The organism is Mitsuaria sp. GD03876 (genome assembly GCF_029840635.1).
In the GTDB taxonomy this organism is placed as follows: Bacteria; Pseudomonadota; Gammaproteobacteria; order Burkholderiales; family Burkholderiaceae_C; genus Roseateles.
The window spans coordinates 113,188-127,255 of record NZ_JAOCCU010000009.1 but is presented as its reverse complement, the minus strand read 5'-3'; the positions used below and the strand labels follow the sequence as shown (position 1 = coordinate 127,255).

14 protein-coding genes are annotated in these 14,068 nt (G+C 72.5%); 7 read left to right on the top strand and 7 right to left on the bottom strand.

What is annotated here, in order from left to right; translation table 11 throughout:
- Positions 1–153 precede the first annotated feature (153 nt).
- The 3 genes from N5D62_RS08005 to N5D62_RS07995 all read left to right on the top strand — a co-directional run bounded on the left by N5D62_RS08005 (position 154) and on the right by N5D62_RS07995 (position 3,302).
- A complete protein-coding gene (locus tag N5D62_RS08005; RefSeq protein ID WP_279757152.1) occupies positions 154–612 on the top strand; it encodes a hypothetical protein in 459 nt (152 codons plus the stop codon).
- Positions 613–744: 132 nt separating this feature from the next.
- Positions 745–2,910, top strand: coding sequence for an ATP-binding protein (locus tag N5D62_RS08000; RefSeq protein WP_279757151.1), 2,166 nt, complete (start codon positions 745–747; stop codon positions 2,908–2,910).
- A gap of 8 nt (positions 2,911–2,918) precedes the next feature.
- A complete protein-coding gene (locus tag N5D62_RS07995; protein ID WP_279757150.1) occupies positions 2,919–3,302 on the top strand; it encodes a VOC family protein in 384 nt (127 codons plus the stop codon).
- Positions 3,303–3,383: 81 nt separating this feature from the next.
- Here N5D62_RS07995 and N5D62_RS07990 read toward each other — a convergent pair whose 3' ends face one another.
- Positions 3,384–4,394 (bottom strand): transporter, encoded by a 1,011-nt coding sequence (locus N5D62_RS07990; protein WP_279757149.1) that lies wholly within the window; start codon positions 4,392–4,394, stop codon positions 3,384–3,386.
- A gap of 215 nt (positions 4,395–4,609) precedes the next feature.
- Between N5D62_RS07990 and N5D62_RS07985 the strand changes: the two genes are divergently transcribed.
- Together N5D62_RS07985 and N5D62_RS07980 are read left to right on the top strand one after the other, a co-directional pair.
- Entirely contained in the window at positions 4,610–5,212 is a 603-nt protein-coding gene (locus N5D62_RS07985; protein WP_279757148.1) for a chalcone isomerase family protein, read from the top strand.
- 206 nt (positions 5,213–5,418) lie between these two features.
- Complete coding sequence (locus N5D62_RS07980) at positions 5,419–6,261, top strand: flagellin (protein ID WP_279757147.1); 843 nt, start codon at positions 5,419–5,421, stop codon at positions 6,259–6,261.
- Positions 6,262–6,264: 3 nt separating this feature from the next.
- Here N5D62_RS07980 and N5D62_RS07975 read toward each other — a convergent pair whose 3' ends face one another.
- Positions 6,265–7,221: a LysR family transcriptional regulator gene (locus tag N5D62_RS07975; protein WP_279757146.1), complete on the bottom strand. Its 957-nt coding sequence runs from the start codon at positions 7,219–7,221 to the stop codon at positions 6,265–6,267.
- 240 nt (positions 7,222–7,461) lie between these two features.
- Here N5D62_RS07975 and N5D62_RS07970 point away from each other — a divergent pair, with 240 nt between their 5' ends.
- The gene (locus N5D62_RS07970; RefSeq protein WP_279757145.1) at positions 7,462–8,460 is read left to right on the top strand and encodes a LysR family transcriptional regulator; all 999 of its coding nucleotides are present in this window, start codon (positions 7,462–7,464) and stop codon (positions 8,458–8,460) included.
- On the opposite strand, the gene N5D62_RS07965 is transcribed toward N5D62_RS07970, so the two are convergent.
- From N5D62_RS07965 to N5D62_RS07945, 5 genes are all read right to left on the bottom strand, one after another.
- A complete protein-coding gene (locus N5D62_RS07965; RefSeq protein ID WP_279757144.1) occupies positions 8,418–9,056 on the bottom strand; it encodes a class I SAM-dependent methyltransferase in 639 nt (212 codons plus the stop codon). The two genes, N5D62_RS07970 and N5D62_RS07965, sit on opposite strands and share 43 nt — an antisense overlap.
- A 123-nt stretch (positions 9,057–9,179) precedes the next feature.
- Complete coding sequence (locus N5D62_RS07960; RefSeq protein WP_279757143.1) at positions 9,180–9,422, bottom strand: glutaredoxin; 243 nt, start codon at positions 9,420–9,422, stop codon at positions 9,180–9,182.
- A 135-nt stretch (positions 9,423–9,557) separates the two neighbouring features.
- Positions 9,558–10,790, bottom strand: a complete 1,233-nt coding sequence (locus tag N5D62_RS07955) for an MBL fold metallo-hydrolase (RefSeq protein ID WP_279757142.1) — start codon at positions 10,788–10,790, stop codon at positions 9,558–9,560.
- Complete coding sequence (locus tag N5D62_RS07950) at positions 10,787–11,854, bottom strand: NAD-dependent epimerase/dehydratase family protein (RefSeq protein WP_279757140.1); 1,068 nt, start codon at positions 11,852–11,854, stop codon at positions 10,787–10,789. Before N5D62_RS07950 ends, N5D62_RS07955 begins: the two co-directional genes overlap by 4 nt.
- Before the next feature lie 130 nt (positions 11,855–11,984).
- Positions 11,985–12,584 carry a TetR/AcrR family transcriptional regulator gene (locus tag N5D62_RS07945; RefSeq protein WP_279757139.1) on the bottom strand — a complete coding sequence of 200 codons (600 nt, stop codon included), beginning with the start codon at positions 12,582–12,584 and terminating at the stop codon, positions 11,985–11,987.
- A gap of 46 nt (positions 12,585–12,630) precedes the next feature.
- Between N5D62_RS07945 and N5D62_RS07940 the strand changes: the two genes are divergently transcribed.
- A complete protein-coding gene (locus tag N5D62_RS07940) occupies positions 12,631–13,980 on the top strand; it encodes a helix-turn-helix domain-containing protein (protein ID WP_279757138.1) in 1,350 nt (449 codons plus the stop codon).
- Positions 13,981–14,068: the final 88 nt, after the last annotated feature.

Here is a 14,068-nt window from a genome sequence, read left to right as displayed (position 1 = left end):
AGGGCCCCTCGCGACGCGGTCCCCACTAGAGGGCCCATGCATGTCCCCAAGTTCAGCGGCCGTGCGCATCGCGCGCAGAGACCCCATTCACACAGGCTTGACGTTGACTCGGTAGCCTGCGGGTGTCGCCTTCGTGGCGGCCCAGGAGTAGCCATGACCGACCTCGCCTCGATCCAGCGCCCTGCGACCGCGGTCCGCGCCGCGGTCGTGGCGGTGTGCCTTCCCTTCGCGCTCGCCGCCTGCGTCTCGGAAACGCCCCGGCGCAAGCCCGAGATGAGCGCGCACGAGACCGCGCAGCACGACCGCTGCGTCGCGTTGCTGCGCCCGATGCTGCAAGGCCAGCCGGTGCGATCCACGACCATCGAGCGCGGCGCCCATGGCCTGGACTACGTCTGGGTGAACACCGACGTGCACGACGACGAGGACGACCTCGAACGCCGCGTCGCCAAGGGCACGAGCCACGGCGGCCATTGCCAGTTCGACGCCGACGGCCAGGCGGTGCACCTGCAGGCCTACGCGCTGGACGGCGACGCCGCGCATCCGGCGCCACAGGGCGACTACCGGTTCGTCGCCGGCGCGCGCGAGCGGGTCGCGAGCGCCGACGAGCGCTGAACTCCAGCTGAACTCCAACTGAACATCCGCTGAACGCCCACGCGGCCGCGCGCCTCGTCCGGCCTCGTCGCGCCCGGGATGGCGCTTCGGTTCGGCGGATACTCGCGGATCCCTGGACTCGCGGGAGCTCTCTTGGCCGCCCCTTCCGACGCCTCCGCTTCCGCCGACGCCGCGGCCGCCGCGTTGCCGCCGTTCCTGCGCGGCGGCGGCGAGATCGCGCGACGGATCGCCGGGCTCGACTGGCGCGCCACCGCGCTTGGCCCGCTGGCCGACTGGCCCGACCACATGCGGCACGCGACGGCGCTGATGCTGCGCGCGCGCGCGCCGATGGCGATGCTGTGGGGCGAGGCCGGCGTGATGCTCTACAACGACGCCTACGCCGGCTTCGCCGGCGGACGGCATCCGGCGCTGCTCGGCCAGCCGGTCCGCGAGGCCTGGCCCGAGGCCGCCGACTTCCACGACCGCCTGATGCGCGTCGGCCTGGCCGGCGGCACCTGGCATGGCGAGGACCAGCCGCTGACGCTGCGCCGCCACGGTCACGCCGAGCAGGTCTGGGTGACGCTCGACGCCTCGCCGCTGCCCGACGACGAGGGACGCCCCGCCGGCGTGATGGCGATCGTCGTCGAGACCACGGCCAAGGTGATGGCGCGCGCCTACGGGGAGCAGCAACGCTCGGCGCTCGCCGGCCTGAGCGAGCGGCTGCGCGAGGTCGCCTCGCCGGCCGACATCGGCTTCGCCTCGGCGCAGATGCTGGGCATGATGCTGGCCGCGACGCGGGCCGGGTACTGCACCGTCGACCACGACGCGGAGACGGTGCGCATCGACCGCGACTGGATGCGCGGCGGCCTGGACAGCCTGGTCGGCCTGCGCCGATTCCGCGACTACGGCGACTTCATCGACGCGCTCAAGCGCGACGAGGTCGTCGACATCGCCGATGTCGGCGAGGACCCGATGACCCGCGGCCACCGCGACGCGTTCGAGGCGATGCGCGTGCGCTCGATCGTCAACGTGCCGGTGCTGGAACAGGGGCGCCTGGTCGCGCTGCTGTTCGTGCACGACGAGCAGCGCCGCGCCTGGAGCGAGGACGAGATCGCGCTGATCCGCGAAGTGGCCCACCGCACCCGCGTCGCCGTCGAGCGCGCGCGCAACCAGGCGGTGGCGCAGGACCGCGAGGAGCGGCTGCTGCGCTCGGACCGGCGCAAGGACGAGTTCCTCGCGACGCTGGCGCATGAGCTGCGCAATCCGCTGGCGCCGATCCGCAACGCGGTGCATCTGCTCGGCGCGGCCGACCGCGACGGCCGCTTCGGCCCGATCCGCGACTTGCTGGAACGCCAGGTCAACCACATGGTCCGGCTGGTCGACGACCTGCTGGAGGTCTCGCGCATCAGCCGCGGCCTGATCACGCTGCGGCATGAGCCGGTCAGCCTGAACAACATCGCCGACGCGGCCGTCGAGAGCAGCCATCCGCTGATCGACCGCGAGCGCCACAAGCTGACGCTGCGCTTCGACGGCCCGGCGCCGTGGGTGCTGGGCGACCCGGTGCGGCTGACCCAGCTGCTGGTGAACCTGCTGAACAACGCGGCGCGCTACACCGACCCGGGCGGCCACATCGACGTGCACGTCGCGCGCGACGGCGCGGACGCGGTCGTCACCGTCAGCGACACCGGCATCGGCATCGCGCCGGAGCAGCTGCCGCAGCTGTTCGAGCTGTTCTCGCAGCTGGACCGCTCGCACAGCCGCTCGCAGGGCGGGCTCGGGATCGGGCTGAGCCTGTCGCAGACGCTGGCGCGGCTGCATGGCGGCCAGTTGACGGCCGCCAGCGAGGGCCTGGGCCTGGGCAGCCGTTTCGAGCTGCGCCTGCCGGAGATCCCGGCGCCCGCGGCCAGCGCGCCGGCGGCCGCCGAGGACGACGGCCCGATCGACGCGCGGCTGCTGCTGGTCGACGACAACCGCGACGCCGCCGACACCACCGCGGAACTGCTGCGCCTGATGGGCGCGCAGGTCGAGGTGGCCTACGACGGACACTCGGCGCTGGACACGGTCCATGCGCTGCGGCCGGACGCGATCCTGCTGGACATCGGCATGCCCGACATGGACGGCCACGAGGTCGCGCGCCGCTTGCGCGAGATGGGCGACGCCATCGGCCGGCCGCGCCTGATCGCGCTGACCGGCTGGGGCCAGGAACAAGACCGCGAGAAGACGCGCGCGGCCGGCTTCGACGACCACATGGTCAAGCCGGTCGACCTCGACGCGCTGAAAGCCACCTTGAAGGCCGCCCGCCGGCCGCACCTGAACTGACGACGACCATGCTGCTGCGCATTCATCACGCCGCGATCATCTGCTCGGACTACGAGCGCTCGCGCCGCTTCTACACCGAGGTCCTGGGCTTGCGCGTGATCGCCGAGACCTACCGCGAGGCGCGGCGCTCGTACAAGCTCGACCTGGCCTTGCCGGACGGCGCGCAGATCGAGCTGTTCAGCTTCCCCGGCGCGCCGCCGCGGCCGTCGTATCCCGAGGCGCAGGGGCTGCGCCACCTCGCCTTCGAGGTCGACGACGTCGAGGCCGGCAAGCGCGCGCTCGAGGCCCAGGGCATCGCCGTCGAGCCGGTGCGGGTCGACGAGCTCACCGGCAAGCGCTTCACCTTCTTCGCCGACCCGGACGGCCTGCCGCTCGAGCTCTACGAGCGCTGAGCGCTGCATGCCCGGCGCGGGGTGACGCCCCCGCACCGGCGCAGGGCCACTGGCGGTGGCGCGTGGCCACCGCGATACCGCTCAGTTCAGGCGGTAGTTCAGGCGCAGCCAGGTGATGGTGCCTTCGGGGCGGTTGCGCACCGAGAACTCCTTCATGACCTTGAAGTCGACGCCCCAGTCGCCGCTTTCCGACAGGTAGGCCACGAGCGGGCCGGCCGACAGCGCCTGCACCTTGTTGGCGCCGGCGTCCCCGCCGCGGTCGGCGGTGAACTGCTTGAGCACGTAGCCCTGCACGCCCAGCTTCCACTGGTCGTTGAGCTGGTAGGTGCCGGACCAGTCCGCGTGCAGGTACTGGCCGGAGCGCACGCCGGTGTCGTCGTTGCGGGTGTTGAAGGAGTAGGTCGCGCGCAGACCGACGGCCAAGCCGTTCTCCCACACGCGCGAGGCCACCAGCAGCGGCTTGAAGGTCCAGAACTTGCCGGCGCCCGGGTTGACGGGGCGGTCCGCGTCGTACGCGCCCATCGGCGGGTTGAACGCCACGCCCAGCGCGACGCGCGACTCGTCCTGCTGCCAGTCGATGTAGGCGGCGAGCTCGGGGTCGGCCAGGCCGCTGCGGGTGCCCGACAGCGCGGCGCCGGCGCCCGCCAGCTGCGCGTTGATCTGCGCGGCGGCGGCCGGCGGCACGGCGGCGGGGATCACCGTCGTCAGCGTGAAGTCGTTGGTCTGGCGGACCAGCGGGAACGCGGCGGAGAAGCCCAGGCGGCCGTCCATCACGATCTGGTCGGTGACCCAGGTCAGGCGCGGCACGAAGACGTCGGCCTTGATCGAGCCGTGGACCGTCAGCGGCAGCGTGCCGACACCGGGGATCGCCAGCGCGCGCGTGGGCGTGTTGCCGTCGGCGTCGCGCAGCTTGTCGGCCTCGTAGTGCTGGTACCAGGTCTGCAGGTACAGGCCGGGGAACTGCGGCGTCGAGATCTCGTAGGACGGCGCGCCGAGCAGCGCGCGGACCTGGCTGTTCTCGGTGGCGCGCGCGGCGCCGGCGCCCAGGCCGAGCAGCGTCGCGGCGCACAGCGCGGTGGCGGTCGCGGACACGCGACGGCTGGAACTATCGATGGACACGGGGATCCCCTCCGGTTGTTCTGGATTTGCGAAACGGCGCGCATCGTGCCAGCGGATGCGCGCGTCTCGCGTGCCAAACGTCACGCGGCCCCGTCGATTAGAGGCACAGCCCCAGTTTCCGGGGCTGACGCGCCACACCGCGCCGCGTTTTAATCCGGCCCGCCGCGACATGAGCGGAGGAGACACCCATGCCCATTCAAAAGATCCAGTTCGCCCGCAACGCCGTCGCCATCGGCCTCGCCGTGATTTCCAGCCTCGCCTTCGCGGCGGAGATCGAGGTCGAGGGCTACAAGTTCCAGGACGCCGCGACGGTGCACGGCCAGGCGCTGCAGCTCAACGGCGCGGCCACGTCCAGCATCCTGTCGACGCGCTCGACGGCGGTGGCCTTCTACCTGCCGAAGAAGCAGACGACGATGGAAGCCGCCGTCGCCGAGAAGGGTGCCAAGCGCATCACCTTCTACATGATGCGCGACGTGTCCTCGCGCGACCTGGCCAACGCGATGCTGGACCGCATCCGCCAGAACGCGGCGGACGAGTTCGCGAAGAACATCATCCAGACCTCGCAGCTGGGCGTGGTCTTCGGCAATCGCGCCAAGCTGCTCAAGGGCGACCTGGTGGTGATCGACTACGACCCGGCCAAGCAGACCACCGAGTTCAGCGTCAACGGCCAGAAGGTCGGCGACACGATCCAGGGCGAGAGCTTCTTCCCGATGATGATGAAGGTCTGGATCGGCCCGAAGGTCCGCGGCAGCACCCGGGACGGGTTGCTGGGTTTGCCGCCGTCGAAGTGATCGGCCGCGGGGCGTGACGCGCATTGCGCGTTCCGGGCAACGTGACGTTTCCGGAACCGCTCTTCACCGCCCCCGTTTCCACGACGAAATCGGAGGTGTCCGCAGCATCGCATCGAGCGGCTGACGGACACGACAGGCAGGGACCTCCGCTCTTGTGAGCACGGGCGTCCCGCCGCTTCAACACTCCGATTCGAGGGATTCGATCCATGGCGCAAATCATCAACACCAACCTGATGTCGCTCAACGCGCAGCGCAACACGTCGACCAGCCAGAACTCGCTGGCGACGTCGATGCAGCGGCTGTCGTCGGGCCTGCGGGTGAACTCGGCGAAGGACGACGCCGCCGGCCTGGCCATCGCGGAACGCATGCAGGCGCAGGTCCGCGGCATGAACGTGGCCATGCGCAACGCCAACGACGGCATCTCGCTGTCGCAGACGGCGGAAGGCGCGCTGTCCAAGGTCGGCGACTCGCTGCAACGCATGCGGGAGCTGGCGGTGCAGGCGCGCAACGCGACCAACACGACCTCCGACCTGGGCTCGATCGGCCAGGAATACGCGCAGCTGGGCGCCGAGATCCAGCGCGTGCTGGGCGGCACGACCTTCAACGGCAAGGCCATCCTGGCCGGCGGCGCGGGCACGCAGACCTTCCAGATCGGCGCCAACACGACGGCCAACGACTCGGTGGACGTGGTCACGACCAACATGAGCACCGATGCCACCATCACCAAGGTCACCGCGGCCACGGTGGACGGCACCTCGACGCCGGCCACGCTGGCCACGGTGATCAACGACATCGACACGGCCATGAAGACGGTGACCGACGAGCGCTCGAAGATGGGCGCGTCGCAGAACCGCTTCGACGCGATCGTGTCCAACCTGAACATCGCGTCGGAGAACCAGACGGCCGCGCGCAGCCGGATCATGGATGCGGACTTCGCGAAGGAGACGGCCAACCTGAGCCGCGCGCAGATCCTGCAGCAGGCCGGCAACGCGATGATCGCGCAGGCCAACCAGGCGCCCCAGCAGGTGCTGGCGCTGCTGCGCGGCTGAGGCTCAGGCCGCCGCGCGGCGCGGCCTGCGGTCGTGGCGCTCGAAGACCTCGGCGGCCCAGGCCATGAAGTGCCGCAGCTTGGCGCTGGCATGGCGCCCGCCGGGGTGGACCAGGTGCACGGGGTAGCGCGGGCGCGACCACTCGCCCAGGACCTCCCGCAGGGCACCGGTTTGCAGATGCGGCGCGGCGACGACCCGCAGGCATTGCCCGATGCCCGCGCCGGAAAGCAGCGCGTGCAGCTGGGTGCTGGTCTCGTTGACGCACAGGGCGAAGGGGCGGTCGATCACGACGCTCTCGGCGCCGCGGCGGAACGCCAGCGGCCAGCGCCGGCCGGAGCGCTTCGAGAAGGTGCCCACCAGCGCGTGGGGCGCCTCGGCCGTGCCGCCAGCGACGGCGTCCGCGCCATGCAGTTCCGCGGGGTGCCGGGGAACGCCGCGGCTGTCCAGGTAGGACGGCGACGCGCAGGTCACCCAGTCGAGCTCCGCGATGCGGCGCGCCACGAGCGCGGCGTCCGCGAGCTCGCCGCCGCGGATCACGCAGTCCACGCCTTCGTGCACCAGGTCGACGACGCGATCGCTGATGCCGAGCTTGATCTTGATGCCCGGATGGCGGGCGTGGAAGGACGGCAGCGCGGGAATGACGATGGCGCGCGCGAGCGCGGACCCGACGTCCACGCGCAGCACGCCCCGGGCGGAGGCGCCCGCGTCCTTCACGTGGCGGTCCATGGCCTCGAGTTGGGACATCAGGTCGGCGGCGCCGGCCAGGAAGGCCTCGCCTTGCGCGGTCAGGCGCACCCGGCGGGTCGTGCGATGCAGCAGCGACGCGCCCAGGTGCGACTCCAGCCGGCTGATCACCTGCGACGCCGTGGAGCGCGGGATCTGGACGGCGGCGGAGGCTTTCGTGAAGGTGCCGGTGGACGCGATGTGGAGGAAGAGGCGGATGGCCAGGAGCTTGTCCATGAGCGGGGCGGAGGCGGCGGGAGAAACGCGTCGGAGTGTCGGCGCGCGGGCCTCGTCCCGGTCGAGGGAGAGGCGCGCGGGAACCGCGGCGCATCGTGTGCACAGGGAAGCACGTCACCGTGGGCCCGGTCGCCTCCATCGGGGCTCCATGCTTCGTTCACCGAAGCTCCACGGCCCGCGTCGACAGTGCATGACATCGGGGAACGGCGGACCTGCGTCGCCCCGGAGGGTTGGATGGACATGGATCAGCTTCTTGCCTTGCGCCTGTTCGTGCGCATCACTGAATCGGGCGCCTTCGCCCACGCCGCGGATTCGCTCGGCATTCCACGTCCCACCGCGACCAAGGTGATCCAGCGGCTGGAACGGCATCTCGGGATCCGGCTGCTGCAGCGCACGCCGCGCAAGGTCGTGCCGACCGAGGAAGGCGCCGCGTACTACGAGCACGCCGTCAGTTTTCTGCTGGCGTTCGACGAACTGGAGATCAGCGCCCGTGGCGCGGATGCGGCGCTGCGCGGGCGATTGCGCGTCGACGCGGGGTCGGCGATCGCGGACCTGCTGATCGTGCCGGCCTTGCCGGCCTTCCAGGCGATGCATCCGGGCATCCAGCTCGAACTCGGCGTCAGCGACCGGCCGGTCGACCTGATCCGGGATGGCGTGGACTGCGCGGTCCGCGGCGGACCCCTGGACGGCCAGGCGCTGGTGGCGAGGAAGCTCGCCGAGCTCGAGTGGGTGACCTGCGCGAGCCCCGGCTACCTGCAGGCGCGCGGGACGCCGCTGGACCCGTCGGAGCTGATGCCGGCGCCGGCGCCGTCGTCATCGGCGCTCGGGACGCGGCGGCCGCATTCGTGCCTGGGTCATCGGACCAAGGGCACCGGCGAGGCGCATCCGCTGATCTTCGAGCGCGGCGACGTATCGGTCAGCATCGACCGGAGCGACGAGCTGTGCGTCGACGACGCGCATTCCCACATCGCGGCGCTGATGGCGGGGGTCGGCGTCGGACAGACGCTGCGCGCCGCGGTGACGCGGCAGCTGGACGAGGGCTCGCTGGTCGAGGTGCTGGGTGCCTGGAGCCGGCCGAGGTATCCGATCCATGTGCTGCATCCGGCGGAGCGGCCGCCAGCGCCCAAGGTGAGGCGCTTCATGGACTGGATCGAGGCGGTGTTCAGGCCGATCGACGCGGGCGCCGAGTCAGCGCGTCACTCCGCCATCGAAGCCGCGGAGGCCACCGAGGCCACGTAGAGCAGCAGCCCACGCTTGAGCAGCAGCGGCTCGACGCGCGTGAAGCCGGCCTCGGCCAGCGCGAGGCGCTGCTCCTCGATGCTCATGTAGAGCTGGTCGTTCTTCATGCCGCCGTCGCCGGCGAAGTGGTCGCAGACGAGGTAACGGCCGCCGGGCTTGAGCAGCCCGCGCACCTGCTCGTGCAGGGCCCGCGCGTGGCGCTTGTGGCGCAGTTCGTGCACCGCCTGGTTGGTGACGACGTGGTCGAACGGGCCCAGGCCCTCGACCCAGTCCGGCTCTCGGAAGCTGCGCTCGACGAAGCGCACGCGCGACGCGGCGGGGCCGAGGCGCTCGGCCGCGAGCTGGTGCATCGCCGACGAGAAGTCGAGCGCGACGTAGTCGATCTCGGGCAGCGCGCCCAGCAGGTAGTGGGCGAGGAAACCGGGACCCGAGCCGAGTTCCAGCACGTGGTGCGCGTTGCCGGCGTCGAGCGTCTGGGCGAAGGTCTCGAAGAACTCGGTCCGCCACGGCCGTTTGACCATCGCCTCGTCGGCCCATTGGCGGGCATCGGCCATCTGGCGCAGGTCGATCGGGCTGGGGACGTCGAGCAGGGACATGAGCGCTTTCGCAGTCGGTGGAAGAAGCCGCCGACTCTAGCGTCGTCCGGCCCCCATCGACCGGGAGTCATGCCTCGAAGGGCTGCCCCGGGAGTCAGGGCCCCGGGGACAGATCCCGGCGGCTCAGCGGCCGAGTTGCTTCAGCGCGGCCTGCAGGCCGGTGACGCCGCCGACGCGCTGGTCGTTGATGAAGACCTGCGGCATCTGGCGCACCGAGGGACCGCACTTCTCGTAGAAGGCCATCCGTTCGGCCTCGTCGTCGATCAGGATCTCCTGGTAGTCCATCCCGCGGGACTTGAGGAGACTCTTCGCCGTGTCGCATTGCGGGCAGGCGGACTTGGAGTAGACGACGATCTTGAGCTGCATGGGGCGGGAGTGTATTCGCCGGTCCCGCGCGACGTCGTTGCGGGCTGTCCCTGATGGCGCCGGGGCCATTGCCCGCTCCGCCGCTCGGACATGGGGATCCAGGATTCCGACACCCCGCTCCTCGCGTCGCATCGATCACATCGTCGATGTCGATGTCGATGGCGGCGGACAGGCGGGCGCCGGCAGGCGATCGGCCGGATCGCCCCGACGCGTCGGCCGCTGCGGCGACGCCGCCGCGCTGCGCCAGGTCGCGGCCGGCCACCAGCGCTCGCGGGCGGTGTCGAACGGCGGCTCGATCGACTGGCCCGGACGCGGCGTCGCCACGTCCACCGCCGCGCAGGCCGCGGCCGCCAGCGCGCGCTCGACCGGCTCGATCCACGGATGCGGCGCCTCCTGGATCAGGCCCCAGTGCACGGGCACCATCGTCCGGCCGCGCACCTGCTGGTGCGCCAGCACCGCGTGCTCGGGCCCGAGGTGCGTGTCGGGCCACAGCGGGTTGTACTGGCCCGCCTCGATCATCGTGAGGTCGAAGGGACCGAGCCGGCGGCCGATCTCGGCCAGGCCGTCGTGGAAGCCCGTGTCGCCCGAGTACCAGGCGCGGTGCGCCGGCCCGACGACCGCCCATCCCGCCCACAGCGTCCGGTTGCCGCCGCCCAGGCCGCGGCCGGACCGATGGCGCGCCGGTGTTGCGACGAGGCGCACGCCCCGCAGCGCCGTCTCCTGCCACCAGTCGAGCTCGACGATGCGCGTCGCGGGCACGCCCCAGCGCTCCAGATGCGCGCCGACGCCGAGCGGCACGATGAAGCGCGTCGACCAGCCCGCCATGCCCGCGATCGCGCCCTGGTCGAGGTGGTCGTAGTGATCGTGGGAGATCAGCACCGCGTCCACCGGACCGGCCGCGGCGATGTCGTCCAGCGTCGCCGGCGGCGCGTACCAGCGCTTCGGGCCGGCCCAGGCGACCGGCGAGGCCCGCTCGGAGAACAGCGGATCGATGAGGACGCGCAGGCCGTCGATCTCCAGCAGCATCGACGAGTGCCCGAACCAGGTGAGCCGCAGCCCGCTCGACGGCGGCGAGCGCAGGCGCTCCGCCGCGTTCGCGTCGACCGCGACCGGCACATGCGGCGTGGCGTCGGGCGTCGCGGGGCCGAACAGCAGGTCCTGCCAGGCGCCACTGGCGTCGGCCCACAGCGGTTGCGGATCGACGAAACGCGTCCCCTGCCATTGCGGCGACTGCGTAGCGGCGTCCAGGCGGGCGCCGTCGAGCTTGCCGCCGAGCGCGGTGCAACCGCTGACCAGGCCGGCGACCGACACGGCGAGCATCGCGCCCATCGCGAGCGCCCAGGCGCCGCGGCGATGCCAGCGGCTCATGGCGCGGTCCTGGCGCCGGCGTCCGGCGCGCCGCGCCACTGCGGGTCCTCGGTGGCCAGCAGGCTGCGCGCGCAGTCGACCACCGTCTCCACGCCCGGCCGCGGCGCGAAGCCGAGCAGCCGGCGCGCCTTGTCCGCCGCCGGGTGATGCACGCGGCCGAGGTCCGCGGCCAGCATGCGCAGCGGCGGCATCGCCAGCGCCAGCAGCCGGAACACGACGTCCGGCATGCGTCGCGTCGGCACCTTCGCCGCGCGCGCGCCGAGCGCCTGGCGCAGGTGCGTGGCGATGTCGCTCATCCAGAGGAACTCATGCGTGGCCAGGAAGCGCTGCCCCGCCGCCGCGGGCGACGTCATCGCCGCCACGTGCAGCACCGCCAGGTCGCGGACGTCCACCACCGCGAAGCCCAGGCGCGGCACCGCCGGCGGCCGGCCCGCCAACATCCGTTGGATCACCTGGACCGATCCCCATCCGTCGCGCGATAGCACCGGTCCGAAGACCGCGCCGGGCAGCACCGTGGTCAGCCGCGAGGTCGCGCCGCGCTCGCCCATGAATTGCCAGGCGGCGCGTTCGGCCGCGACCTTCGACGCGCGATAGGGGTCCTGCCGGACCGCCGGGTCGGGCCACAGCGTCTCGTCGATCCGCACGCGGCCGTCGCGCTCGGCGCGCGCCGCGGCGGCGGCCGAGGTCATCACGACGCGTTCGACCCCCGCGCGAAGCGCCGCCGCGAGGACCCGCAGCGTGCCGTCACGCGCCGGCACCAGCAGCGCGTCGAGGTCCTTGGGCGTCTTGGCGCCGAGCGGCGAGGCGACATGCAGCACGTAACGGCAGCCCGTCATCGCGGCGTCCCAGCCGTCATCGGACAGCAGGTCGGCCACGGCGACTTCCAGCCGCTCGCGGTCGTGGGCGGCCTCGCCCGCCTGCGAAGCGATCGCCGCGCGCATCGCCGCTTCCCGCCCGGCGCCGCGCACCGTCGCGCGCACCCGGTAACCGCGCCGCAGCAACTCGACGACGCACCATCCGGCAACGAATCCGTTCCCGCCCGTGACCAGCACACGCTCCATCATGTCGACGCTCCGCTCGTGGACCGGATGCGCCGGCGCACGCCGGCACCGCATCCGAAAACGGCGCAAGTATACACATGTATACATAAGACGCGACAAGCCTCCGGGAAGCGGTCCCGGTCGCGCGGCGCGGCTACTTGGCGGGGGCGTCGATCAGGTGCTGGATCACGCCGCCGAGGACCTCGGCCAAACGCTTCGGATCGGCCTCGGCCAGCGGCGACAGGGCGATCATCTGGCGCATGATCTGCAGCCCGGCGATCAGGCTCAGCAGCAGCGCGGCACGCTGGTCACGCCGGGCGCCCTTGAGGCTGCCGGCGATGGCCTTCTGGTGGAACAGCTCGATCTGCTCGCGCGCGATGCGGGCCGCGACCTCGCTGGAGGCCGATCGCAGCATGATCTGGAACCCCTCGAGCGGCACGTCGTGCGCGTCGGTCACGCTGAGCAGCGCGGCGGCGATGTCGGCGCCGGTCGCGCCGGCCTTCAGGATGCGCGGCAGCACGACGGTGGTGGTCGCCATGCTGGCGGCGACGGCCTCGGCGAACAGCCCTTCCTTGTTGCCGAAGTAGCGGTTGACCAGGATCGCGGTGACGCCGGCCCCGGCGGCGATCTCCCGCAGGCCGGCGCCGTCGTAGCCGGCACGGGCGAAGGCGGCGCGGGCGGAGTCGAGGATGGCCTGCCGCGTGGCGGCGGCGTCGCGGCGGCGGACGGGCGGGGTCGGGGGCGTCTCGGACATGGCCGGGAGTCTAGGGGCTCCGCCCGCGCGCTTAAGCTCCGCCCCCATGGACGCCCTGATCACCGCCGCCGCCCGTTTCCTCGCCGCCGGCGACGCGTTGAGCGCGCTGCAGCGCGTGGCGCTGCGCGACGATCCGCCGGCGCTCGCGTTGCGCGGGATCGCGATGGCGCAGCTCGGCGAGCATCCGCGCGCCCGCGAGCTGCTGCGGCGCGCGGCCAAGGCCTTCGGGCCGAAGGAGGCCGTGGCCCGGGCGCGCTGCGTCGTCGCCGAGGCGGAGGTGGCGCTCGCGATGCGCGATCTCGGCGACGCGCCGCGCGCGCTGCTGCAGGCGGCCGCGGCGCTGGAGGCGCACGACGACCGCGTCAACGCGCTGCAGGCCCGGCTGATCGCGGCGCGGCGGCTGATCCTGCTCGGGCGGCTCGACGAGGCCGCCGCGGCGCTGCCGGCCGTCGACCTCGATGGACTCCCTCCGATGCTGGCCGCGATGGCGGCGCTCGCGACCGCGGAACTGGCGATGCGCTCGCTGCGCAGCGGCGATGCGTTGGCCGCCGCCGGACGCGCGACCGACGCGGCGCGACGCTCCGGCGTGCCGGCGCTGATCGCGGAAGCGGTCGAACTCCGCGGCCTGCTCGAACGGCCGGTCGCGCGGCGCATCGATGCCGGCGAGGAGCGGCCCCTCGTCCTGGGCGAGGTGGAGGCCCTGCTGGACTCGCCCACGCTGGTCGTCGACGCCTGCCGCCGCGCGATCCGCGGCGCGGGGCTCGACGTCGACCTGGCGCGGCGGCCGGTGTTGTTCACCCTCGCCCGCGCGCTGGCGGAGGCCTGGCCCGGCGATGTCGACCGACAGACGCTGATCCTCCGCGCCTTCCGCACTCGACACCCGGACGAGACGCATCGCGCGCGGCTGCGGGTCGAGCTCGGCCGGCTGCGCGCGCTGGTCGAGCCCGCGGCCGCCATCGAGGCGACGCCCGAAGGATTCGCCTTGCGCGTGGGCGAGGACAGCGGTGGTGGGAATCGCGGCGCAGGCGTAGGCGTAGGCGTAGGCGATGGCGATGGCGATGGCGATGGCGATGGCGATGGCGATGGCGATGGCGATCGTCGCGGCGGCGAGGGCAGCCATGGCGGATTCCGCGCGGTGACGGTGCTCGTGCCGCCGATCGAGGGCGAGCTCGCCTCGCTGCAGGCCTTGCTGGCCGACGGCGCGGCCTGGTCGACCTCGGCGCTCGCGCTGGCGCTGGGCGCAAGCCAGCGGACGGTGCAGCGCGCGCTGTCGGAACTCGAGGCGGACGGGCGGGTCCGGGCGATCGGCCAGGCGCGCGCCAAGCGCTGGCTGGCGCCGCCGATGACCGGAATCGCGACGATCTTGTTACTCCCCGCCTTGCCGCCGGCTGGATAGATTGCGGTCCATGCGGCGAGGGTTTCGCCGCCAAGGAGAGAGCGATGTCCTGTTCCGATTCCACCGCCTGCGACCCGCATGCCCAGGC

Excerpts from the sequence above, each read along its gene's own strand:
- N5D62_RS07965 (WP_279757144.1), bottom strand. The coding sequence starts at position 9,056 with ATGTCCCTGCTCGACGTCCCCAGCCCGATCGACCTGCGCCAGATGGCC.
- N5D62_RS07960 (WP_279757143.1), bottom strand. The coding sequence starts at position 9,422 with ATGCAGCTCAAGATCGTCGTCTACTCCAAGTCCGCCTGCCCGCAATGC.
- N5D62_RS07950 (WP_279757140.1), bottom strand. The coding sequence starts at position 11,854 with ATGATGGAGCGTGTGCTGGTCACGGGCGGGAACGGATTCGTTGCCGGA.
- N5D62_RS07975 (WP_279757146.1), bottom strand. The coding sequence starts at position 7,221 with ATGGACAAGCTCCTGGCCATCCGCCTCTTCCTCCACATCGCGTCCACC.
- N5D62_RS07980 (WP_279757147.1), top strand. The coding sequence starts at position 5,419 with ATGGCGCAAATCATCAACACCAACCTGATGTCGCTCAACGCGCAGCGC.
- N5D62_RS07940 (WP_279757138.1), top strand. The coding sequence starts at position 12,631 with ATGGACGCCCTGATCACCGCCGCCGCCCGTTTCCTCGCCGCCGGCGAC.
- N5D62_RS07995 (WP_279757150.1), top strand. The coding sequence starts at position 2,919 with ATGCTGCTGCGCATTCATCACGCCGCGATCATCTGCTCGGACTACGAG.
- N5D62_RS07970 (WP_279757145.1), top strand. The coding sequence starts at position 7,462 with ATGGATCAGCTTCTTGCCTTGCGCCTGTTCGTGCGCATCACTGAATCG.
- N5D62_RS07945 (WP_279757139.1), bottom strand. The coding sequence starts at position 12,584 with ATGTCCGAGACGCCCCCGACCCCGCCCGTCCGCCGCCGCGACGCCGCC.
- N5D62_RS07985 (WP_279757148.1), top strand. The coding sequence starts at position 4,610 with ATGCCCATTCAAAAGATCCAGTTCGCCCGCAACGCCGTCGCCATCGGC.
- N5D62_RS08005 (WP_279757152.1), top strand. The coding sequence starts at position 154 with ATGACCGACCTCGCCTCGATCCAGCGCCCTGCGACCGCGGTCCGCGCC.
- N5D62_RS07955 (WP_279757142.1), bottom strand. The coding sequence starts at position 10,790 with ATGAGCCGCTGGCATCGCCGCGGCGCCTGGGCGCTCGCGATGGGCGCG.